Below are 20,823 nucleotides of genomic sequence, written 5' to 3'. Positions count from 1 at the left end.
CGTAAGTGTTTCTCATTTAATTTCCTATATATTCAATCTTAGTCCAACCCACACTTTTATCCATTTCGTATGTCTCCGAGGACTTATTATAATTTACTCGTAATTTATCGTTGGTAATCCACTTGATTTGAAATTGGTTATCCGAAACGAATGCATTTCCAGATTTATTCGGGAGTTCCTCATCAGAATTCAAAATTGATAACTGATATGATGTCCCTGTTGTAGCACCACAATCTCGCTGAAAAATATAAGCTACTTTATCTCCATTTGGTGAAGGTAACTTTTGAACAATCTTGTTTCCACACATATCCCCGAATAGTGTATTAAGTACATAATTACCTGCAAAATAAAGACCGATCAGAACTACTGCGGTTATCAAAAGAGGCTTTAATTTCTTAAACCACTTATTTTTCATCACTTCTACCCTTCCCTATTGTAATACATCCTCAAGATTGTCAAAGCCATATAAGCATATTTGAGATTGAAGTTCGAATAGATGCAGCTCTTGTCATCCTTATCCTTGTTAGTGGCCGTTCAAGAGCCGATAATCTTCTTATTTGTTGGATAAAGAAGTTGGTCGAGCGGTATTTTCATAAAGTACCATCCTTGAGATTTCTGTGGAATCCAGCGATGGAAAATCAGTCATACAGTCCACTTTTTACTGCTATTTTAGCTAAACCCTCAAAAAGGAACCCGTTAAATGACATCACTACTCTTTTGTTTCGTTATCACGCTTTAAACAAAACTGCTCAGCTATCTCTTGCACCCGTTCAATAGTCACTCCATCCCTAAATTCCACTGCTAAAGGATGGTCGGTTGGTTCAAGTTCAAAATAAGGTCTAATTCCATCTGGCCTAGGATGAACTCTAGCTTTTAAATTCACTGTATCAGGATAACAAGGTAAATCAGTTGATAACCAACCAAGCATTGGCTCTAATAATTCCTGTTTATCCCACAGTTCTTTTGTTTTGTTAAAGTTATCTTCACTTAATGAAACCCATGCGCCCCATATCAGGTGTTCATCCATCCCAATTATAGGAATTTCAATGCATCCGCGAATAAAATAGTGTTCATTGTCCATAATACATAAGTCGTCATCTAGTTCAAATCTATCTTCCTGCTCATCTGGCTCAACATAATAGTAATAAACTGGTGCTGGGTTTCCGTAACTCGTTGGAAGTTCTTCGTGATATTCACCACAGCAGCTACAAGTGTATCCCCTGATTTTAGTCATTTGACTCCTCCGATAGTTGAAGTTCTTATTTTATTTCAATTATATCATTTATTTTCAAACGCTTATTTAAGGATAAGCTCCGTTAAATTTTAATGTTGTTTTTTTGCACAATAATTAGGAGGAACCTCATTTATGAAAGTTCCTCCTGTTCCTATTCAACTAAATCTTTGTTAGCAAAATAAGAAACCTCATTACCAATCTGGTCCATCATCACTATCACCCACTTTAAGATGAAATGAATCGGGATCTAGATCATTCTTTTTCACTGCCTCATAGAAAATTGATTTTATCTCTTTTTGGGCTGGTTCAACAGCATCTTTATTTATTAAGATATATTTCACCCGAATATCATCTTTTGAATAAACCGCAACTCCTACTTGAAAAGCATAGCCTCTTTCTTTTAATTTGTTGTTTACTTGCTCAAAAAAGCCGTCCTCTTGATAAAGAATAGTTTGAATTTCCTCTATTTCTTTTAACTTCTTTTCATTTTCTGCTTTTATTTCAGAACTTGCTGAAGGAGAAATTTCATATTTTTTTTCTTTTGATGTAGAGTTATTGATAAGTAGAAAGGTTATCACTAATAAAATTAAAGTGGCTCCGATTAAAGCAATTTTGCCCTTTTTCAGCTTTTACACTTCCTTTTTTAATTTAAGTATATGGCTGTATAAAAGGGGTAAGTCCACTTAATTTGTTTTACTAATCTGCTCCTTTGGCATATTTCAAACTAGAAGACATTACTATATAGGTGGTTCAAAAGCAACCTCTACTGCTCGTAGATGTTTCTCAATCGAAATTTCATTCATTCCCTTATAATTTTTTAGATATTCAATGACTTGTTGCTTATCTACATAGTTTTGGGGAGGATATTTACCACTTTTAACGGCAGAACTTATTTGGAGAATCTCATTATCCAAAAGTTGTTTAATCTTTTTTGGCGTTGCTTTACAAGCTCTTTCAAGCTCTCTTCCCCGATACCCTTTTTCGCTAATTCTTTTGTAATATAATTCTTTTAAAAAACGTTCCACGTCTTGCTTAAGAATTTTTAACCCAACTGTTAATTTTTTATTTTTATCGTGATATACTCGGAAACTGCCATTAAAAATTAACAGGTAAATTTCCCCAATACTAATTTGATACTGTCTTAGACTAGAACTCACTTGCCGAATGTCCCACCACTCCTCTTTTATTGAGGATATGGGAAGAAGTTTTTCTTTCAGTTCCTTCTCAAAGCAGAAAACTTCCTTTTTCGGAATATACCATATGCGGTGACCATCAACACTTTTACCATGAATAGGCTTAATAAGCTTGACATTGATCAGTTCTATTAAATGTTGATAGTTCAATCCCAAATATTTCATACCTTGATACAACGTGAAACTAGATCTTTTTATTTTAAGGTATTCATTGACACTTTCCTTCTCAACTACCGTTATTCTCTTCCCATTTTTACAGGTCACATGTTCTTTAATTAAATTATGTTTACACAAGTTTTTTACAGTATAAAGTTTTGAGTTTAAAAGTTTGGCTGCCTCATCTAATGTTATAAAAGCTTTATCCTTTGTTAAAGGGGGGAGTATCTTTCTATGATTAATATTTTCATCTTTTTTGTGGTTGAGTATATCTGTATAAATTTCGTAATAGTATAAACCTTTTTCCGTCTTAAAAATTCTTCGCAAAGCATGATATCTTTCATTATAAGCATAGTTACCAGCATCCCTCCGTTTCTTTGTCCCGTCTAAAGAATTAATTAAATTTTCCAAATCTTTTGCGGGGTCTGTAATTAAAAAATGTAAAGTAGAAACAATAAAATTTAAGTTGGATCGATTAATATGCATAAATTCTTTCTCGCTAAACATCAATTTATTTTTTATGCCATAAAAATCGGAAAAGAAAAACGAACTAACTTTTAAATTTTCTATAACCCGCCTGAAAAAGAATAAAAAATCCAAATATTCATCTCCACTAATGTAAGAGCTATTGGCACGTTTAATTTTCTTTTTTTCTCCAAACAAAAGATGCTGAAAACTTGTCTGAGCTTGAAGTGTTAGTGGATCAGGCTTTCGGACTTTTATTTTTGTATATTTCTTACCACATTTGCATTTGTCACTAAGGAGACGAGACATTAAAACAGTACATTTACATTTGGTGCAATGAGTGATGAGACTCGCTTTATGTTTGGTACAAACAGTTACATAGCTAATGTCCCAATAGTTACGATGATAGAAGTCCTCTTTTAAACATTCAGGACAGTATTTGGTTGAATATCGATGATAATACTTTCTATAATAATCCCTTCTCTTTACTGAGGATTCCATCCTTGTCTTCCGAACAAGCAATTGGTCGTATTGATTAACAACAAGAGAATTTATATCAATCCCCATGCGCTCTAATAAAGAACTTACAAATCCCACCCATTTTAAATGCGGATGGATTTCATTGCAATTTTCTGCAAATGACGCATCTCGCAGTTCAGTGAACATGGCGCTAAAGTGTTCGTAATAATTAACTAAAGCTAATCGATGTAAGAACGAATAGAGACTTTCCTTGTCCTTCGGTTGGGTTTTATTAAGAGGGAGTTTGTCCATATTCCTATCACCTCATTTTCAGTCATCATCTTTGAAGTCATTTAATTCATTACTAGTTAAAACTTCATACTTCTCACCCTTATTCTTCAAGTGCGACAATCATTCGTAAATTCTACTCAAACTTAAAAGGGTTTTCTCCATTCATAATAAAAGAATGCAATTCAAAAGCTTTTGCAAAACGCTTCTCACTTATAAATTTATCATTTGCTTCTACTGCTTCGATAGCGGCCGTGCGGATAATTTTCATCAAAGCACTCATATTACCCTTTGTGGCATTTTCAAATTTCTCCCACATATCTACTTCTTTTAAACCTGAGAGTTTCTCAAATGGGAGGCTTTTATCAATACTATGAAGCAAAATTCTAAATTGACTAGTTGCTTCAGCATTCCTACAATTAAAGTCAGCGAGGTGATGTCTAAACGAGAAGCGTCTCTTCAATTGTCCATTATCGTTTAGCACCTTTTCAGATTCGTCTAATCCAAGTAGTACAACAGGAACTTTAGTTTCATTGATAATAGACTTAAAGCAGTCCGCTACATCATGATTTACCTGGTGATTCCGATGTACAAAGTGCTGGAATTCATCCAGCATAATTAGCTCTACTTCTGAATCCTTTATTAAATTAACCAGTCGATATTGTTTATTTCCAATTGTCCCTTTAATAGCATAGGGATCGCCCAAATGATCTAACATGGCTTCTAAAAAGGTGTTTATCCGCGTTGGGCTGGGTATTGATCCATATAAAATCGCCTTCTTCGTTGTATTTTCCAGCGCCATTTCTTTTTGGTTTTGTTTAACATAATAGTTTAAAATTGTGGTTTTTCCAGTGCCGTAATTCCCTGTAATTAAAAGACATTGAGGATCAGCAGATTTTAATTTAGATTTATGACACAGGCTGATTTTTTTTAGCGCTTCTTTGAAATTAGGGTGTTGAATCCGCATAAGATCAATTTTTTTAATTTTTTCCTCTTTAGTCATTTGTAAAAAATCATTAGTCATAGGTCACATCCCAATCTACGTCAAAGTTTAATTCCTCGGCTTTGTAATGCTCCTTCCTATTGAGTTTGGCCGCCGCTTTTTCGGGCGTAGATGATATTTTTTCAACTTCCCCCTCTATTACCTGGTTTTCTGACTTATTTCTCTTCTCTGTATTTAGTAATTTATTGGACCCTTCTCCTGACATGCGTTCTAATCTTTGCCTTTCTTTCTTGTTCATGATATGGGCTTGCAGTAATTCTTCTGTTTTTGCCCTAGCAGCTGCAATGTTATCGATACTTACATATTTTTTTTCTTCTTCTTTAGCTGTTGCAAGATAAAGTCTATGAGAATATTCATTTAAATATCGGGAGTATTCCTGATCCGTACATAACGCCTCGATATATTGCATCTTTAACTCATCGTAAACATAAATTTTCGAAAGATCACTTGGATCATATTTATATTTAACCATGTTGCCCTTTCCTTTTAAGCCCAATCTGATTTTTAAGTCCTGCAAATCACTAGACTGATAATACAGATAATCCTTTCTAATTCCTGTACTTTGTATAGAACCATTTCCGAGCTTCATTAATGCAATAGTCCAATCTAATTTCGAAGAAGGAATCGCAGGAGTGAAACCATTCTCAAGTGCCCTAATCCACATTTGAGCAGGTGATGGTCGGTCTCCTCTCGGTTCCTGCGCATAAATATCAACAATATAGATGTGCAAATGTTCCAAGAAGTTATCCAACATCATTACAGCGTTTTTTTCTGGATCATACTCACCCTTCTTTGAAACATTTGAAAAGGTAGTCCCAGGCAGTTGATGTATTAACCCTTCATTTAAAGTCCTAAAATGTCGCTCAACACTTCCCTTATACCAGGGTTTCCTTGCTGGCGTGTGTTCAAGCTGTATATCAAGCTGAAGGCACGCTTCTGAGAGGTGTTTGCTTTTAAATTCTTTCCCGCGATCAACCACCAAAAGATCAGGCAAACCATAAGCAATCCAATCATTTTTCACACTCGGGAAGCGTTCTTTTAAATAGGTTTTCGGGGCAAATGCATGCAACAAACAATACATGACAGCAGTGTAAGACGGTGGTTCATAGCCAACATAAATGCCCAAAGGATATCCTGTGTATTTATCTAAAGCTGTTGTGATTGTTGGCCTCCCCAGCGGCTGATTATTTTTATCCAGCAGAATCAGATCTAATTTTGTATGATCCATTTCTACTCTTTGTAGTGGGTATGTCGGCCTCTGGAGTAACCGTGCGCTTCCATACTTTTTTCTAGCTTTCTCATGTCCCAACCTTACTTTATCTCTTTCATAGGAATCAGAATCTTTAATTCTTCTTCTAATAGTTGATAAAGAGGGAGGTTTCAATTTATCCTCCCTGCGTCTGCTTTGATTTTCTGTATTTATCCTATCTACTACCCCATAAAAAACCTTTTTAGGATTAGCAAGTTCTCTTCTTTTATATAAAGAATCCATTACTTCAGCAATAATTAAATCAACTTCACCATGAATAAGCTTTTCTTTTGGCCCTGAATTATGAAGTTGATCAACTAGAGAACGTATATCTCCCTCAGAATCCAAAAAGGCAGATAACCAACGATAGAGAGATCTTTCAGAAACTTTGTAACCTTGAAGACGCAAAACTTCGCATCTTTCTTTAACATAGGGTTTTAATTCTTGATCACTAACCTGGAGAAGCGGCTCAATGGCAAAATATCGGTATTTTGCTTCTTCCTGTTTTTTTACATGCAACATAGAAAAGTCAGCAAAATCAGAATGAGGTGCAACCTTTTTTTCCTTATTATGCTGAAATTCTAAACTTCCTTGTTCTAGGTAACTATAAAGTTCAGTTAGTGTGAATTTTTGTTGCGTTGATCCAAAGTTTAAATCTTTAGCAAGAAAAATATCTTTCTCTACTTCTTCAACTACTTCAAAGAATCGTTCGTTCAATTTGAATTTTGTACCAATGCTAACGTACATCCTCATAATCACACTTAGCCCCCTTCAGCTAACTCACTATTTCGCCAGAGTAATCATGTTATAAGCCGCCAACCCTTTTACATACGTTTAATTACTAATTTGATACTATCTTACAATATTCCGATATAAAATTTCCATAAAAACATAAAAAAATATTGACATTATCGAATTAATATTATAAAATTGATAATTTCATAAAAATGAAAAATGGGTTTTTGAAACGAAGGATCGACTTATGAGACTGATACATCCTGACAATAAAACGGCAGAAAAATTGCTGCCATTTTAACATTACGAACAAAACAGATTAAATACAAAAAAAGGATGAATTAACCGATATAATTACTATTAAATATAAAAAGAGGAGTAACAGAGAGGGATGAATATTGCCAATAAAGTATTAAAAAAAAGAATGATTCTACTAATCATATTTTGTTTAGCGATCCTAATGCTTTTACTAGGTAAGGGGACTAAAGTGTATATTATTGACTACGACAATCCAATATCTTACAGCGAAGTTAAAGCATCTTATCCAAATAATAAAATTGATTACATAGAAGGAACGTTTCAAAAAAACGGAGAAGAACTGACATTTGGTTTAGATAATAATAGTGGATGGCGCACCTCAAGGTTGCTTACGGAAGTCTTAAAACAAACCGAGAAAAAGCCCCAAGAGTTGAATTTCCATTCTATTACAACTAGAGAAAAGACCGCTTCTCCCAAACATGCGACTGTTCGGGTTCAAACTCGTGGAGGATTTCAAGAAATAATAACTAGCTTGTTGTTCTAAAATTATCAGATGTATAGTTTATACAACCTCATTTTGCATAACATCACATTATGAGCATAAAAAAGGAGCTTCCAGAGTAGAAGCTCCTTTTAACTATTAACTTCTTAACTAAAACTTCCGCCAATAAAAAAATCTTATTGATCAGCACTACTTAAACATAGTTATTGATACTTATTATATTTATTTAAATCAAACAGGCGATACCAAGTATCCATTTGTAGTTTCGCTTTTTTATTCCTTTTTACAAACTCTTTAATATCCATACTCAATTTATTATCTAATTGAGGGAGACGTTCACCCCAAGTCCAACCAACTAATATATTTTTGATTGAATCGTTCGAAAGAATGGTTTGAAAAATTTTATTATCCAAGCTTATTTTTTTGCCACCTTCCCAGATAAAATTACAAGAGCACATGCCATCAGTTAACGTGAAGTCAGGATATTGTCCAACAATTTTTATATCGTTACTTTTATCAGAAAGTAGTTTCATTAATTCTTCAGCGTATATCTGTTTACCTTCCTCAGTTACTTTCAAATGTATAAAATAACACACTTGCTCTATCTCCCCCATATGCAAGCCATTTATTTTCCTTATTAAGGAAGACCTTAACGAACCGAGTGAATAATCCATACACTCTTCATTGACATAACACTCGATGCAGGAAATCTAACTGAGATCATTGTTTTAGATCAGACAATTTCTCTCCTGTAACAATTTCAAATAATTCTGCTGACTTACTTTTATTTAATTGAATATACTTCCCCTTACCTTGTATCACAAGCTCTATTTTATCCTTATTCGGACTAACCCAAAGTTCATAAACTACACCATCCGATTGAGTTTCTTTCTCTACATAGTCAAAGTGGAATTTATAATGTGGCGGATATGCCATACTTACTTCAGCATTTGTCCAATTCGATTTCTCCAGCATATTAATTGCTTTATTCACTTGTTTGATGTCAGTAACTTCTCTCAAATAACTGTATTTGTTTTCATTTTCAACACGCTTTTCAACAATTATTGTTCTTTCTTCATTTTCAGTATCACTTGAACAGCTAGCTACTACAAAAACAAACACTAAAACTAACGCAAATAATAGATTTTGAATTTTCATGTCTCTCTCCCTTAAGCAAGTGTAAAGGAAATTATAGTAAATACAAAAATTCCCTTTAAACGAGTACAAAACTAAAAAATTGAATATCTTTGTGTTTCTAATTAACTAACATCACTAAAGATTAGAATTAGCATTATTTAAAAAGGGGTTAAAAGTGAAAAGATATTTGTGTACGATGGGATTAGAATTATAATACATTATTTAAGGGGGAGTAAAATATGTCTCCAACTACAATCATTAAATTAGGCATGTTAACTAGCGTTGTACTGATCCTCAGTTTATCGGTACTCTTGTTTCCTAAGAAAAGACGTAAAATGATATGGATAGTTTTAGGCTTATTGCTTATTGGAGGAATGACCTTTTATAATACAAGGTCATTTATTCTACAACATCAAACTAATGAATTCGTACAACAATTAAATAAATATTTAACCCAAAAATATCCGAATGAAAAATGGGGTATTGAAGACAAAAACATGGTAGAAATAAGTCCTGTTGGCTACCTGCATGTAATATTTGAAAGTGAACCAGGAGTAGCATATGAATATAGAATAAAAGACACCAGCATTAAGCAGGTTCATATATTAATTGCTGACAGTAAAATCATGCCGCAACACGATGAAGGTGGAGTAAAAAAAGTTATTGAGCAGTAATAGCTTCGCTGTATATTCTATCTTCCTTTACTTGCCATAACTCCACGTTACAGGAAGTTAATTAAAGTCGTCTGGAGTCCAAACAGCTATTCTATCTCCAGGCACAGCAATCAGCAGCCAATCATTTCCACCGTAGTCTCCCCCATCACCTAGCTGCCAGCACTCATAGTCTGGATGATGCCCATTTACAAATAGTACTTTTTCTGATTCTAAAGTAATAATAAGATGTGGAGAAACATCCCCTAGCCGAATATCTATTACTTTCTCTCTCCTTATGTCAATGAAATCCTTCAATTATTCTTCTTCTGTCTCTACGTTCATCTCTTTTTCGGATGCTGGATATATATCTGGAGCTTTTGAATATATAGTCCATTTCGATTCGGAATTTAACCAAAGACGGTCAATATCATCTCTATCATAGTGCATGAAATATAAAAGAGGACTCTTCAGGCCGAATCTTATACCGTCTATTTGACTCCCCATACACAAATGCTTTAATACTTTCTCTGCAAATTCTTTTTCCTCTATTTTCACGTTTTCATCCTCCCTATGCCACCCTATTTCGATATGTATTTATCGCGATCCTACGTAAAATATAAGGAATATCCTATACAACTTTAGCTCACATAACATAACATCACAAATACAGGAAGTTGTATTACTTATGAGTTATGACACCATTTATTTAGCTAAACTAAAATAGTCGATTCCCTAATTGAAGAATTGACTTAAGAAATTATTTAACTAAGCACCCTTATATCAATAAAAAACCATTTTCTACTTCTTTCAAATCACCCCACAACTCTGCGTCATTAACAACATACTTTTCTTTTTTTAGTCTTTTTACGATTAACTCTAATGCATTTTTAAGATTGTCAAAAAGATATTTTTTAATATCTACTGCATTGGCGCCTTCCCACCTTGAACGTGGCATCCCTATATCAATTGTTATATAACGATACTTTTTACTAAGCCGCAACTTCTCGCATCCTTCAAATTTCCAGTACCACCCTGTTCCATCTACACGGAGAATAGGAGCAAATTCATCTACTTCCTTGCAATAATGTTTATTACAGTGTTTTTCTAAAAGTTTTCTTAATTCCATAAGATGTGGCGCTACTGCATTATCGGCATCTTCATCACCCATTTGAGCACCAAAGGTTATATACGCGGAATCATTTGTTTCCAATTAGCTTCACCTACTTTTTAACTTAATACTTCTACAAATTTAATTATAATCCTTGTGCAACTAAATTGCCTCGCTAGTTGATCAAGGAGCCAGCCCACAACTCTTGAGTTATGACACTTTCGGAACACACAAAAAAAGACCGCCTATTGACAGCCCTGTTCTTGCATTAAAGACCCCGTTACTTCCATAAGGAAAAAGTTCCTGAACTCCAAAATTGATAGATATAATCTCTGACTTCCTGTTCCTCTACAATTCGAGAATCCTTTCGGAATTCACCGTTCAGATACACATAACCTTTAAATTCTTGCTTTGCCCCTTCTTTCATTTGCAAGATTGTATCGTCCACAAATTCTTTTATAAATTCTTGTTTCAGAGAATCTGAATTCATAGTCTTTTTCTCCCTTTTATACAAAATTTACTTATTCAGTTTATCTCAATAACCCTATTGAGTTAAACTGCCAATTAACTGAATAAGAAAAGACTGCCGAAATAACAGCCGAGATATTAAACAAAAGCACTCTTTAGTGAAACAAACTCCTGATTACTACTTTTCTAAAAACGGTAGCAGTACATTTTCTACCCACTTGGTGAACTTATCGTGTGCATTATTAAAGTCATTTACTTTGAACAGTAGGACACCAAAATCTTTATCTATTTCATAGTCCAAACCATCAAATAATTTGTACATCTTATCCGCTTCTAATTCATTGAAAAATACGTCCCATCTTCCCTCATCATTCCAAAATCCAGTAGCCGTTGTATAAAAATTCGTCTCCTCACAGTAATAATCTACGTGCCAGTGTCCATAATTTTTCTCAATCATAATATTTACCCCATCTAAATCAATAAATTATTTAATTTAATCAATGCTTCACTTACTTCATTTCTTAGTTGTTGTTCTGATATTGTAAAGTCAGTTTCTTGACCAGGAAGACATTCATGCCAATAACAATCAACTGCTTCAAAAACGTCGTTTAAGATATCGAACAGTGCATTGTCTATTCTTTCTGTCTCATTTTTGAATGAATTTAAATAGTTACGCTCAAAATCCTCAACAGTAATCGCTTTATTTATAAAGTCCCCTATTAATTTTTTGTACTTATAAACAACCATTTGTTAACCTCTTTAATGTTTTTTTAAATCATACTTTTCTTCCTAAAAAACAATTATTCCTTTTTGAACTCATCTATTTGTGCTAGTTGAACAAGGAACCATTCCATAACTCTTGTACCCCTATCACGTAACACCACAATATTAACATTTAAGAAGGGCTTTATAAGACAAGCCCTTCCTTCATAGCTTTATTTGTCAAAAACGTTTTTAACAAACAATTGCTTATTTTTATAAACGATTGTACTCACTAAAGCAAGCATCAGACCCGAAAAAACAAATACACTTCTAACACCTAACAAGTCTGTCAATATTCCCATAACAAGAGAACCCACACCAAAGATTCCTGTTCCAATGGCACCTAACGAAGTATAAACAGTTGATAACGCTTCTTTAGAAACACTGCTTTGTATGATTGTTTGTTGAGGAATGTTTTTAACCTGCTGAAAAACTCCCACCAACAGCGACAAGAGCAGGGCAATGAACGGAATAGTGTTCAGGCTAAAAAACATTGTCACTAAGAAACTGGAAAATGAACCACCAAAAATAAAAATACCCAATCTTTTTTCAATAAAAGAGTAATACTTAATACAATAAACGCTTCCTATAATCATTCCTAAAAGGAACGCTCCATTGATAAACCCCCACCACTTTTCATCAACGTGTAAAGCATCGCTAGTAAACACATATAAAATAGCTGCGATCCATACCGTCCCTGCAATGGTTTCGAAAAGGTCCAGCCAAGCAATCATTCTTAATACGGGAGTATTATATAAAGTCTTCCATCCCTCTTTAAGCTGTTCTAACTTCCCTTTTGGCTCAGTTGTTTTATAACTTACATCTTCTAATAAACATAGCAAAATACCAGACACAACGAACAAACATCCAACTAACCAAATAAGTTGTTGCGAACTTAAAATAATTAAAAACAAGCTGCCTACGAACCACATTACTGCCTGAACTATTTGAGTAGCTGTTTCAAAAATTCCATTAGCTTGCATTAAATGTTTCTGTTTAACATAGTAAGGAATTAACGTTTGTCTTATTGGATTTGCGCAGCCATCAAGAAAAGCAACCAATCCTATAATTAAAAAGAGTAAATAATAATTCGATGCCGTTATAACCATTAACACAAATCCTAAAATAACAAGCAAAACTGTTTTTCCAATTTGTGATCCAGCCATTAGCCATTTTAAATTGACTCTTCCAAGCAAAAGAGGTGTTAATAAGCTGGAAATAAACATGGATAACGTGATCGTAAATGGAACAAATGATGATGCTGTTGCAGAACCTGTTAAACTAAAAATCGTACTAATAACAGCTATCATGTACAGAATATCGCCTATATTCGCAAGTGACTGCCCCAGCAATAACAGGAAAAAGTTTTTACCCAATTTCATGATATATCCCCCAATATTCTAAATTGAATTTTTCACTTAACAGGGGGATGTATTAAATTGGATTGTTCATCAAAGCTTCTCCTTTTATTAATCGGATAAACCTGGGGGATGTAGATTTATCACAAATTTTTAGCAGCAATAAATACTTATATGAATTTTACCAAAATTAAACAACAGAATGTCCAAGTAACTTAAATTTGATGTGAGTGGAAGTAAATGTCTAACAATTGGGGTGCAGTTCAAACCAAGGGGTTTTTCATGTACTACAAGTTGCATTTTCATCTCTGTTTATTTTATATTCCGTCTGGTCGTTTGAGTAATTTAAAATCCTCATCCGAATTTGCGTCTTTGCCAGTAAATAGAACTTTCCAATCCCCATCTTCTTTAACAAGATGTATAGGCGTTTGGTTAATCATGCCATTTTTAAAAGTTAATACCGTAACAACCGTTGCTGTTTCTTCCGTAACATCTTTCACTTCTTTAATTTTATATTTTTCTAATGCTGCTCTTTCTCCAGCTGCTTTATATCTCTCAATTTTTGTTTGCAGATCAGGAGAGCGTTCATCAATAGCTAAATTCGCCATACTTTCATAGTCTTTCGCCTTGGATAAATTCAAGTATTCTTTCACAAATTCTTCTGGAGAAGAACTTTCTTGCTCCTTAGAATTTGCTAGAAACGGAATAACTACAAAAGCTATTGTTGCAATGGCTAGAATAGGAACGAGCCAAAACCTTTTCATGAAAATTCCACCACCTACCATTTTTATTATTATGTTACCATTTAAGGCCAGGATAGTTAAGGGACTTTATTTTTTCGTCTAATTTAATAAAAGTGAAATTACAACGAAAACAGAACAATTTTCTTGTTCGCTGTTTTTTCGTTTTATGCTTATAGACATTCGTTACAAGGAACAAGTCATCATTTTGTTCAAATAATTCATTAAAAATTGTAGTGGCTTGCTTATATACAAGTCGAAACCGTTCAAGGTTGAGCTCGTCATTTTCTTTAAACTAATAGATTTCGCCATCAAGTGAAAAATGGATGCCTATGTCCCATTGATAATAAATACTTGAGATTAACCCGACAGACGGAAACTTTTCCTTAAGATATTCTGTTATGTTCATTTAATCGCTCTCGCTTTCGCTTATACTTAAATATGAATAAACCTACTTATCAATATAAGAGGAAAGGATGGAGCTTAAATGCTGGATATTCATATTAAAGATTGGGGTAAAAACAGACCTAAAAAGCATTACAATAATCTTCACCAATTACGTATATTCGAGTTAATCTTTTCAAATAAACTAGCTAAACTTGGTGTTGAAATAAATAATATCAGTATCATTTCAATTTATTTACTAGCAGATCCTAAAAAAAATGTTTCTCACAAAGAAGACTTATCTCTTGGAGAAATCTCTATATTTCTTCCTGATGATTATATGGATTTTTTAAAGCTAAGCTCTAATGAGGATAAATTCCAGGCTTTTTCGAAAGTTATTATTAACTGTGTTGTTCCTTGTTTAGAAAAGCACTGTGCACAACCGTTTGATATACTAATCGGCTACGTCCAGGAAGCTTTAAATGAAATCATTCATCAAAATTACGAGGGTATTTTTTTAGTAGGAAAAACACCGAAAAAAAGCCCTAGCAGAAAGCAAATAGCTATTTTGAAAGGCATACATCGGTCAGAAGGATTTCAATTGAGATGTGAGGTTTACGATGCTAAAGGTCTAAAAATAATAGATCAGTTATTAGTTAAAGAAGTGGGACACGAAGTTGTATATTCTAGATTTCTAGGAACCCTTAAATGGGAAAACGAATACTTAATCACTGTGAAATCTAAAACAAGCAGTTGGATGAAGGAAATACATATCCCTCAATAAGTTCATTAATAATTTTTAGTGCATAGAATATTCACTTCTAGTTAACGTAACCTCACGAGAAGGGATTGTAGTATTCTAATTCTAAATAAAAATTCCAAATCGTAATGACGAACCAAGGAGGCGATTAAATGAATAAGGAGCAAGAAAAACCGTAGTAAATGTACAGAGATAATAAAGTTGTTTAATTTACAATAAAGTCATTTAAAAAATAATATAGTTATTTAAAAATCCTTCTTCTACTAACGAGGCAGTTTTGTTTAAGAACGATGTTTTATGGAGGACAAACGAATGATAGCCAAAGCAGAGTTAATAACTCAACCATATTCAGGAGAGTACAAGGAAAAGATTTTTGACATTTCTAGTCCATGGAACTCTCAAAATTGGACGTGGATAAAATTCACAAACGATGATGTAACTGAATGGTGCGGAAGTTTCCGAGGATTTCCACGAGGAGTTGCCGTATCAGAAAAATATAACTGTGTCCTTGTTCTTACTTCGGATTATTTATTTAAGCTTGATTGCTTCAGTGGAGAATTAACTGAATATGAGTCCGAACCACAATATCAAAATTTAATAGTCAGTTCTTCAGGGGACTTCGTAATAGCAGATGACTATAATATTGAAATTATAAAGTCAACTTTACATAATAAGATACAACTGGATAGTCCTATCGAAATGGATATGATTAAGTTTCATAGTTGGTCTAACAATAAACTATCAATAACATGTGATGAATTTTTGAACTGGGACAACCATGTGGAACTAGAACTTGATGGTGATACATTTGAAATAACCGTTAAAAACTAAAATAAATTAGAAGTCTCTTTCTTCAACTAAAGGGTGCGATTGTTCAATAAGAAAAGTCACTTCTTGCACTAACGAAGCAGGTTAGGGAGGGATTAAAATGAATAAGGAACTAGAAGAAATCATTATTAAGGCTTTTTTTGTGAAAAGAGTTCAAGAAAGAGTTTTATTTGAATTGGCTTCTCCAAAAAGACGTTTAGACGCATTGAGCCGTCTCTGCCATAATTACAATACAACTCTTCGTGAGCAATATATGTTTAAAATACCAAAGCCTAATTCCGATAAGACTGAGATTGAAGCCCTTCTGAAGAAACACGGGGCAGAAAAACTTTGTTATATTATTTCTTGGAATGAAGAAATTGATGGTCAGCAAATGCCCTTACTTTCTGCTTTAGAAAATGTAGTTGGGTTTGGTATGCCTTCAATTATTTCGTGTATTCCAGGGAAACTGGCTTATTTTGAATCCGAGCAAGGATATGGTCCCCCTCCTAGATATTTTTTGAAGAAAGAATAAATTAGGGCCCCACATTTTAGATATGTCTAAAATGTGGGGCCCTTTTAATATCAACTATTTTACTCAACTAACCTAAATACAATTTTATCTGCTTTATCTATCCTTCTCTTTTATCCTATATAATGTGTAACATTTTATAGAACTTCAACTTTATCAAGGGATTTATAAAATATCTTGACTTTTAATAAAATTCTATTTCCCTTTCTTTTTTATATGAAGAACTGTATTTCCGAATTTAATTAAACCTTTATTCTTTAAGTAAATTGGCTTTATCTTATTTTCACTAAGGCTATTGTTGTCGGTATTAGAAATCGATTCTCTAGAAGAATGAATTCTCTTATAAATGAAAGAGAACTTTTTCTCGTACAATTTAGCCTCAAAGATACGATTCTCATATCTGTTATCTGGATCTTCTTGAAATCCTCCTGAAATGCCTAAAATATATCTATCATCATTCTCTATTACACTAAGATCCCCATACTCCAGGCTTTGAGAAAATACCGAGAAAAATATTAACCCGATAAAAGGGAAAAACGAAAGAAATAGAAATAATTGAATCATTGTCCTTTCTCCTAATAAAAGAGAAGAGACAACAAGAAAAGGTACTAATAATAGAAAATCAAGCCAAGCAAGAAATTGGTAAAGGTTTTCTTTATAAAAAAATAAATAGTCGAGAGAAGAACTAATCATTATAACTCTAATAGCAAAATATGAAAGTAGAACAAAGAGCGAAATTCGAAGCCACTTTCTCCTTTTCATTGCTAATACTCCTTTACCGAGTTATTTGTATTTTAATAAAATAAAAAAGACCAAACCCTAGTCTAGCTCGAATAATTTTATAAGTGTAGGAAATTTACTAAATTTAACTTTAAAAAATAAAGACTGATGAAAAGGAGAGATTTTAATAAAAAAGCGAACGTTATTCCTTTCTCTCTTCACGATACTCTTCCCTTTATTAGCTGTCTATCAGTTCAGTGGACAGCAAGCAACTGAACCTTTAGAAGGTGAAGCTACCTCTGAGAATCAAACATTTTCCAGTAAAAGCGAAAGAGTTCCTTGGCCAAATACAGTATTGGATTTTCAAAACAGACAGTATATTTATGATAAGCCTGAAGGATCTTTCGCGCCATAAAGCAGGTACATTATGTTTCTTTCTATGCAACAATTCTATCATTGTGTTGTATTCTATTTTACTAATCAACGGTAGACACATAAAGCGCCATGGAGAGGGTGTAAAAAAGATGATTAAGAGATATTTGAAAAAAATGTTTGATTCAGATGGATTTCAAGTTTTGGCGGTTTTTATGTTTTTTGGTTTTATCGCTATATTTACCATTTATATTGCTGTTACTTTTTATGAAGGTGCTAAATTATTTTTTAATCGTGCCTTATAAAGTAAGGTTGGTGCATAGTTCGCTGTTGATGCGTAATAGACAAAAACTATTCACAAGAGTGTATTTCGCTAATTTAGAAATCAGTCTACGAAGATGAACTTCTCTTCTCGTTAGCTAATTAGTCTATTCGTAATTTTATTAGCAATCTCTAAACAATCTTTAGATTTTTTGAAGTCTTCATCGAAAGCTTTGTAGAGTATTTCGGTGATTTCTCTAACCAATTCTTCAGCATTGTCTATTCGAAGAGCAGCAGCTGCAACTTGTCGAATTTCAAATTCATACTCATCACATGGGCAGTCAATAGCAAGTAAATCAAGTGGATCCCATTGATTAATTATTTCTTCAACTATTGTAAATGTCTTTTTGTAGTTATCTTTTAAAAATTTATTTACCAATGAATTACCTCCTTTAATTGTTGAAATAATTACATATCTTGTCGAGGCAATTAGTCCCTTCAATTTTTAAAACAGGTTATCACTTCTTTTAGTCATACCCATTTTTTTGATCAACGGTACGTAGATAATATCTAGTAGACACAAACTGTGCGGTAAACCACTTTACAATAATTGTTTAAAAAGAAAAGAACCTAACGTGGTTCTTTTCAATCTACAACTTCAAATGGAGCAGCAAATTCACCAACAGTGGCCCGATATTCACCTGGAGTTAGCTTATACTTGAGATCATTTACACTAAGGACAAGGGAAGACGATTCATTTGGACGATGAAGCATACCTTGTAGCGTAAAAGATTCTGCTTTCATTGGGACTTCGTACCATGTATCTTCTACTTTTTTTTCAAGAAACACATGAACGCCTGTTGTGTATTCTTTATTACTATCATTACGGAGTTTAACAATGATTTGCTTAATCGAGGTTGGATATTCAGCTTTTTCTGTCTTAATAGCAATACCATTTTTGGAGATCGGGCGTTTTTGAGCAACGGCTTCTTTTTTTAGATATAATCTATCAGCTTGGCAACCAGCTAAAAAAAGAAGCAATACTGCGAAACCAAAAGCAGTTAATGTGTAGTTCTTAATCATTAAAACACCTCCCGTGCTCATTGTACCAATAGCAGGATATAGAAACACCAGAAAAGTTAATGAAAAAGTTCGTTGATTAAGCGACGCCTGCGAATGAGTAATAAAGTTGTTTATTTAAGAAAATCAAGGATACAGTTATGGCTTATTTTTTCTATCTTTGTATATAAAAATACCTAATGCGCACAATACAATCCCAACTGCTATTGAGAACCAAAGTGTATCTAATCCTTTAAAGTGTCTACCAATATAGGAAGTTAATTGTTCAATTATTTTATCTTTATCGACCCCTAGAAAATAAATTTCTTCTCTTTTATGCTTTCCCTAAGGAGGGTAAAGTAACAGGACAGATGAGTTTATTTAAAAGAGGTGAATAAAATGATATATTTTTTATTTGGGATAGCTTGGACTTCTATAACAGTTCCTATTCTTCTAGCTGTTAGTTTCGTACTTTTGAAACCAATTATTATTCTTGATGATACTGGTATAAGTATGCTAGTTATTTCTTTAATACTTGCTATATTGGATATTTACATTGGGATTAAATTATTTGATAACATAATTGAACCTTGGTTAAAAAAACGGAAGAGATAATTAGTTTTCATTAGTTGAAAAATATCCTAAAGAAATGAATTAATGCTCTATACACCTCTAGTTCGCACAATAATACAATATGAGAAGTTAGACAACATATTGATTTATCACTAAGCAAATAACATCTAAATAAATTTAACTAAATTTGGATTCAATGCTATACAATGGGGCATCCAACAATCCGACATCTCAGTTCCGATCTCATGATTATTTGAGCAAATTCTATTCATTCCGTCTAAGCCATCATAACCGCAGCATCCGTTTAATCTACTGCCGTCAGAGTGATATTTTGAATTAGTTGAATCTTTGATATTAATCATAATAGCCCCTTTTAGCTCTGGACAGAAATCCTGATTGTCAATAATGAAAAAGCCTTTAGGTATATAATCTTGACCATCCTTATCATTGAGACGGCTTAAATCCTTAAGTTCCACCACTTCATTGGAAATCACAATATCACAGGTTTGACAAGTCAATTTCATAGCATGATACTCCCTTTTTTATTTCTTATAAATAATTTTATCAAAAAAGCAACTACAATCGCTGCAAAGGTGATTTTTATGGAACGCTGCAAAATCATAAAGAAGTAGTCTGCATAGGATATTTCCCAAGTTGAAGTCATTCCATCAGCATTTTCTGATGTTTCCGTTCTATCTAGTATTATCAATAATGCTAAGAAAGAAATAATAAATGAGTACGTTCCAGTTTTTACTAAAACTTTTTTGATAACGATCTCCCTCCCTTTACCAATCATGTCCTCCTTAAAACTCTTGTTCAATTTACCTTCCGTATTAGTTAAAAAAAGAGCTTCTAGTCGAAGCTTCTCTGTTATTTCATCATCTCATTATAGATATATAGATTATATAATGCTGGAATCAATAAACTCAGTGCAAGACAGAAAAGTGAAACTATATACACTTCATTTAATCTGTTAGTTCAGTAATTTTGGGTGCATTACAAGAAATGACATCAATAATATGATTTAAACAACAAAATTGATAGTGAACAAAATTTGTCGGCAAACATATATCTTCTATCTCCAACGTAGATGATTTAATAAAATCTAAATACTTTGACTTAGTATATATCCGAAAAACTTTTCCTTTTGATATTTCATCTTCATCTAGACAATCAAAACATTCATTGATCACAGAATATGAAACATAAAAATCAAAATCTATTTGTATCGTTGGCAGATGTTTTATACCTAGACCAGCATTGATTTCCTTACTCCTTCCTATAAGTAGTCTCAATAGATTATCTTCAGGTTCCAGTAATTTCTCTAAGTAAATATATCCGTTCCATTCCATTAACTCACTAAAATCCATTTTCATCACTCCTTATTTATTGGTGAGTCTAACTATAAACCCTTTAATTCTTTCCAAAACAAATGATCTTTATTTCTTACAAATGGAACTCTCTTAAAGACAATCTTACAAAAAAAGAGGCATCGTTATAATCCCCCTATTAATAATATGAATTTTAATCCTCGTCTGGCTTGTGCATTAGAATAATTGTTCGATTAGAAGTATTTACCTGTGTTGA

General features: G+C 33.2%; 28 protein-coding genes and 1 pseudogene. 6 read left to right on the top strand and 23 right to left on the bottom strand.

What is annotated here, in order from left to right; all coding sequences use genetic code 11:
* Positions 1-16 precede the first annotated feature (16 nt).
* The 6 genes from A8F95_RS02570 to A8F95_RS02545 form a co-directional block, all read right to left on the bottom strand.
* Complete coding sequence (locus A8F95_RS02570) at positions 17-415, bottom strand: hypothetical protein (RefSeq protein WP_065409088.1); 399 nt, start codon at positions 413-415, stop codon at positions 17-19.
* Positions 416-709: 294 nt separating this feature from the next.
* Positions 710-1,234, bottom strand: coding sequence for a DUF2199 domain-containing protein (locus A8F95_RS02565; RefSeq protein ID WP_065409087.1), 525 nt, complete (start codon positions 1,232-1,234; stop codon positions 710-712).
* Between the two features lie 191 nt (positions 1,235-1,425).
* Positions 1,426-1,812: a hypothetical protein gene (locus A8F95_RS02560; RefSeq protein WP_065409086.1), complete on the bottom strand. Its 387-nt coding sequence runs from the start codon at positions 1,810-1,812 to the stop codon at positions 1,426-1,428.
* 159 nt (positions 1,813-1,971) lie between these two features.
* On the bottom strand, positions 1,972-3,819 hold the full coding sequence (locus tag A8F95_RS02555; RefSeq protein WP_065409085.1) for a TniQ family protein: 1,848 nt from the start codon (positions 3,817-3,819) through the stop codon (positions 1,972-1,974).
* A gap of 112 nt (positions 3,820-3,931) precedes the next feature.
* Positions 3,932-4,819, bottom strand: a complete 888-nt coding sequence (locus A8F95_RS02550) for a TniB family NTP-binding protein (RefSeq protein WP_065409084.1) — start codon at positions 4,817-4,819, stop codon at positions 3,932-3,934.
* Complete coding sequence (locus A8F95_RS02545) at positions 4,812-6,800, bottom strand: Mu transposase C-terminal domain-containing protein (RefSeq protein WP_245671104.1); 1,989 nt, start codon at positions 6,798-6,800, stop codon at positions 4,812-4,814. Before A8F95_RS02545 ends, A8F95_RS02550 begins: the two co-directional genes overlap by 8 nt.
* 373 nt (positions 6,801-7,173) lie before the next feature.
* Here A8F95_RS02545 and A8F95_RS02540 point away from each other — a divergent pair, with 373 nt between their 5' ends.
* The gene (locus tag A8F95_RS02540; protein ID WP_065409082.1) at positions 7,174-7,584 is read left to right on the top strand and encodes a hypothetical protein; all 411 of its coding nucleotides are present in this window, start codon (positions 7,174-7,176) and stop codon (positions 7,582-7,584) included.
* Positions 7,585-7,745: 161 nt separating this feature from the next.
* Here the strand turns inward: A8F95_RS02540 and A8F95_RS02535 are convergent, their stop codons facing one another.
* Entirely contained in the window at positions 7,746-8,120 is a 375-nt protein-coding gene (locus A8F95_RS02535) for a hypothetical protein (RefSeq protein WP_141676214.1), read from the bottom strand.
* 142 nt (positions 8,121-8,262) lie between these two features.
* Positions 8,263-8,700 carry a YhfM domain-containing protein gene (locus A8F95_RS02530; RefSeq protein WP_065409080.1) on the bottom strand — a complete coding sequence of 146 codons (438 nt, stop codon included), beginning with the start codon at positions 8,698-8,700 and terminating at the stop codon, positions 8,263-8,265.
* Between the two features lie 218 nt (positions 8,701-8,918).
* Between A8F95_RS02530 and A8F95_RS02525 the strand changes: the two genes are divergently transcribed.
* On the top strand, positions 8,919-9,353 hold the full coding sequence (locus tag A8F95_RS02525; RefSeq protein WP_065409079.1) for a DUF3139 domain-containing protein: 435 nt from the start codon (positions 8,919-8,921) through the stop codon (positions 9,351-9,353).
* Between the two features lie 57 nt (positions 9,354-9,410).
* Here A8F95_RS02525 and A8F95_RS22900 read toward each other — a convergent pair whose 3' ends face one another.
* From A8F95_RS22900 to A8F95_RS22890, 9 genes and pseudogenes are all read right to left on the bottom strand, one after another.
* Complete coding sequence (locus tag A8F95_RS22900; protein ID WP_245671059.1) at positions 9,411-9,647, bottom strand: hypothetical protein; 237 nt, start codon at positions 9,645-9,647, stop codon at positions 9,411-9,413.
* Positions 9,648-9,887, bottom strand: a complete 240-nt coding sequence (locus A8F95_RS22895; RefSeq protein ID WP_245671057.1) for a hypothetical protein — start codon at positions 9,885-9,887, stop codon at positions 9,648-9,650.
* Positions 9,888-10,107: 220 nt separating this feature from the next.
* Complete coding sequence (locus A8F95_RS02515) at positions 10,108-10,500, bottom strand: hypothetical protein (protein ID WP_141676213.1); 393 nt, start codon at positions 10,498-10,500, stop codon at positions 10,108-10,110.
* Between the two features lie 220 nt (positions 10,501-10,720).
* Complete coding sequence (locus A8F95_RS02510; protein ID WP_065409077.1) at positions 10,721-10,930, bottom strand: hypothetical protein; 210 nt, start codon at positions 10,928-10,930, stop codon at positions 10,721-10,723.
* Positions 10,931-11,086: 156 nt separating this feature from the next.
* Complete coding sequence (locus A8F95_RS02505; RefSeq protein WP_065409076.1) at positions 11,087-11,365, bottom strand: hypothetical protein; 279 nt, start codon at positions 11,363-11,365, stop codon at positions 11,087-11,089.
* 14 nt (positions 11,366-11,379) lie between these two features.
* A complete protein-coding gene (locus A8F95_RS02500) occupies positions 11,380-11,655 on the bottom strand; it encodes a colicin immunity domain-containing protein (protein ID WP_065409075.1) in 276 nt (91 codons plus the stop codon).
* Positions 11,656-11,843: 188 nt separating this feature from the next.
* Complete coding sequence (locus A8F95_RS02495; protein WP_065409074.1) at positions 11,844-13,052, bottom strand: MFS transporter; 1,209 nt, start codon at positions 13,050-13,052, stop codon at positions 11,844-11,846.
* A gap of 293 nt (positions 13,053-13,345) precedes the next feature.
* Positions 13,346-13,792, bottom strand: a complete 447-nt coding sequence (locus tag A8F95_RS02490) for a DUF4878 domain-containing protein (protein ID WP_065409073.1) — start codon at positions 13,790-13,792, stop codon at positions 13,346-13,348.
* Between the two features lie 115 nt (positions 13,793-13,907).
* Positions 13,908-14,177 (bottom strand): annotated as a pseudogene (locus A8F95_RS22890) (DUF3885 domain-containing protein); the annotation flags it as partial.
* A 78-nt stretch (positions 14,178-14,255) separates the two neighbouring features.
* On the opposite strand from A8F95_RS22890, the gene A8F95_RS02485 reads away from it, so the two are divergent.
* From A8F95_RS02485 to A8F95_RS02475, 3 genes are all read left to right on the top strand, one after another.
* Positions 14,256-14,936: a hypothetical protein gene (locus A8F95_RS02485; RefSeq protein ID WP_065409072.1), complete on the top strand. Its 681-nt coding sequence runs from the start codon at positions 14,256-14,258 to the stop codon at positions 14,934-14,936.
* 288 nt (positions 14,937-15,224) lie between these two features.
* Entirely contained in the window at positions 15,225-15,743 is a 519-nt protein-coding gene (locus A8F95_RS02480; RefSeq protein WP_065409071.1) for an NHL repeat-containing protein, read from the top strand.
* 97 nt (positions 15,744-15,840) lie between these two features.
* Positions 15,841-16,254, top strand: a complete 414-nt coding sequence (locus tag A8F95_RS02475; RefSeq protein ID WP_065409070.1) for a hypothetical protein — start codon at positions 15,841-15,843, stop codon at positions 16,252-16,254.
* Between the two features lie 192 nt (positions 16,255-16,446).
* Here the strand turns inward: A8F95_RS02475 and A8F95_RS02470 are convergent, their stop codons facing one another.
* Entirely contained in the window at positions 16,447-17,013 is a 567-nt protein-coding gene (locus A8F95_RS02470) for a hypothetical protein (RefSeq protein ID WP_065409069.1), read from the bottom strand.
* A gap of 245 nt (positions 17,014-17,258) precedes the next feature.
* On the opposite strand from A8F95_RS02470, the gene A8F95_RS22000 reads away from it, so the two are divergent.
* Positions 17,259-17,648, top strand: coding sequence for a hypothetical protein (locus A8F95_RS22000; RefSeq protein WP_141676212.1), 390 nt, complete (start codon positions 17,259-17,261; stop codon positions 17,646-17,648).
* 110 nt (positions 17,649-17,758) lie between these two features.
* Here A8F95_RS22000 and A8F95_RS02465 read toward each other — a convergent pair whose 3' ends face one another.
* From A8F95_RS02465 to A8F95_RS02440, 5 genes are all read right to left on the bottom strand, one after another.
* Positions 17,759-18,043, bottom strand: a complete 285-nt coding sequence (locus A8F95_RS02465) for a DUF1871 family protein (RefSeq protein ID WP_065409068.1) — start codon at positions 18,041-18,043, stop codon at positions 17,759-17,761.
* Positions 18,044-18,249: 206 nt separating this feature from the next.
* Positions 18,250-18,687, bottom strand: a complete 438-nt coding sequence (locus A8F95_RS02460; RefSeq protein ID WP_065409067.1) for an immunoglobulin-like domain-containing protein — start codon at positions 18,685-18,687, stop codon at positions 18,250-18,252.
* Between the two features lie 716 nt (positions 18,688-19,403).
* Positions 19,404-19,760: a hypothetical protein gene (locus A8F95_RS02450; protein WP_065409065.1), complete on the bottom strand. Its 357-nt coding sequence runs from the start codon at positions 19,758-19,760 to the stop codon at positions 19,404-19,406.
* Positions 19,757-20,032, bottom strand: coding sequence for a hypothetical protein (locus A8F95_RS02445; RefSeq protein WP_077247175.1), 276 nt, complete (start codon positions 20,030-20,032; stop codon positions 19,757-19,759). Before A8F95_RS02445 ends, A8F95_RS02450 begins: the two co-directional genes overlap by 4 nt.
* Before the next feature lie 169 nt (positions 20,033-20,201).
* Positions 20,202-20,606 (bottom strand): hypothetical protein, encoded by a 405-nt coding sequence (locus A8F95_RS02440; protein WP_065409064.1) that lies wholly within the window; start codon positions 20,604-20,606, stop codon positions 20,202-20,204.
* Positions 20,607-20,823 lie beyond the last annotated feature (217 nt).

Origin of the sequence: Pseudobacillus wudalianchiensis (genome assembly GCF_001685015.1) — a bacterium.
In the GTDB taxonomy this organism is placed as follows: domain Bacteria; phylum Bacillota; class Bacilli; order Bacillales; family Domibacillaceae; genus Pseudobacillus; species Pseudobacillus wudalianchiensis.
The sequence above is the reverse complement of the archived record's forward strand: the minus strand, read 5'-3'. Positions and strand labels throughout refer to the sequence as shown.

What these genes read in the sequence shown, in the direction of transcription:
- A8F95_RS02570 (WP_065409088.1), bottom strand. Translation starts at nt 415, where the DNA reads ATGAAAAATAAGTGGTTTAAGAAATTAAAGCCTCTTTTGATAACCGCA.
- A8F95_RS02565 (WP_065409087.1), bottom strand. Translation starts at nt 1,234, where the DNA reads ATGACTAAAATCAGGGGATACACTTGTAGCTGCTGTGGTGAATATCAC.
- A8F95_RS02555 (WP_065409085.1), bottom strand. Translation starts at nt 3,819, where the DNA reads ATGGACAAACTCCCTCTTAATAAAACCCAACCGAAGGACAAGGAAAGT.
- A8F95_RS02550 (WP_065409084.1), bottom strand. Translation starts at nt 4,819, where the DNA reads ATGACTAATGATTTTTTACAAATGACTAAAGAGGAAAAAATTAAAAAA.
- A8F95_RS02545 (WP_245671104.1), bottom strand. Translation starts at nt 6,800, where the DNA reads ATGAGGATGTACGTTAGCATTGGTACAAAATTCAAATTGAACGAACGA.
- A8F95_RS02540 (WP_065409082.1), top strand. Translation starts at nt 7,174, where the DNA reads ATGAATATTGCCAATAAAGTATTAAAAAAAAGAATGATTCTACTAATC.
- A8F95_RS02530 (WP_065409080.1), bottom strand. Translation starts at nt 8,700, where the DNA reads ATGAAAATTCAAAATCTATTATTTGCGTTAGTTTTAGTGTTTGTTTTT.
- A8F95_RS02525 (WP_065409079.1), top strand. Translation starts at nt 8,919, where the DNA reads ATGTCTCCAACTACAATCATTAAATTAGGCATGTTAACTAGCGTTGTA.
- A8F95_RS02515 (WP_141676213.1), bottom strand. Translation starts at nt 10,500, where the DNA reads ATGGGTGATGAAGATGCCGATAATGCAGTAGCGCCACATCTTATGGAA.
- A8F95_RS02510 (WP_065409077.1), bottom strand. Translation starts at nt 10,930, where the DNA reads ATGAATTCAGATTCTCTGAAACAAGAATTTATAAAAGAATTTGTGGAC.
- A8F95_RS02505 (WP_065409076.1), bottom strand. Translation starts at nt 11,365, where the DNA reads ATGATTGAGAAAAATTATGGACACTGGCACGTAGATTATTACTGTGAG.
- A8F95_RS02500 (WP_065409075.1), bottom strand. Translation starts at nt 11,655, where the DNA reads ATGGTTGTTTATAAGTACAAAAAATTAATAGGGGACTTTATAAATAAA.
- A8F95_RS02495 (WP_065409074.1), bottom strand. Translation starts at nt 13,052, where the DNA reads ATGAAATTGGGTAAAAACTTTTTCCTGTTATTGCTGGGGCAGTCACTT.
- A8F95_RS02490 (WP_065409073.1), bottom strand. Translation starts at nt 13,792, where the DNA reads ATGAAAAGGTTTTGGCTCGTTCCTATTCTAGCCATTGCAACAATAGCT.
- A8F95_RS02485 (WP_065409072.1), top strand. Translation starts at nt 14,256, where the DNA reads ATGCTGGATATTCATATTAAAGATTGGGGTAAAAACAGACCTAAAAAG.
- A8F95_RS02480 (WP_065409071.1), top strand. Translation starts at nt 15,225, where the DNA reads ATGATAGCCAAAGCAGAGTTAATAACTCAACCATATTCAGGAGAGTAC.
- A8F95_RS02475 (WP_065409070.1), top strand. Translation starts at nt 15,841, where the DNA reads ATGAATAAGGAACTAGAAGAAATCATTATTAAGGCTTTTTTTGTGAAA.
- A8F95_RS02470 (WP_065409069.1), bottom strand. Translation starts at nt 17,013, where the DNA reads ATGAAAAGGAGAAAGTGGCTTCGAATTTCGCTCTTTGTTCTACTTTCA.
- A8F95_RS02460 (WP_065409067.1), bottom strand. Translation starts at nt 18,687, where the DNA reads ATGATTAAGAACTACACATTAACTGCTTTTGGTTTCGCAGTATTGCTT.
- A8F95_RS02450 (WP_065409065.1), bottom strand. Translation starts at nt 19,760, where the DNA reads ATGAAATTGACTTGTCAAACCTGTGATATTGTGATTTCCAATGAAGTG.
- A8F95_RS02445 (WP_077247175.1), bottom strand. Translation starts at nt 20,032, where the DNA reads ATGATTGGTAAAGGGAGGGAGATCGTTATCAAAAAAGTTTTAGTAAAA.
- A8F95_RS02440 (WP_065409064.1), bottom strand. Translation starts at nt 20,606, where the DNA reads ATGGATTTTAGTGAGTTAATGGAATGGAACGGATATATTTACTTAGAG.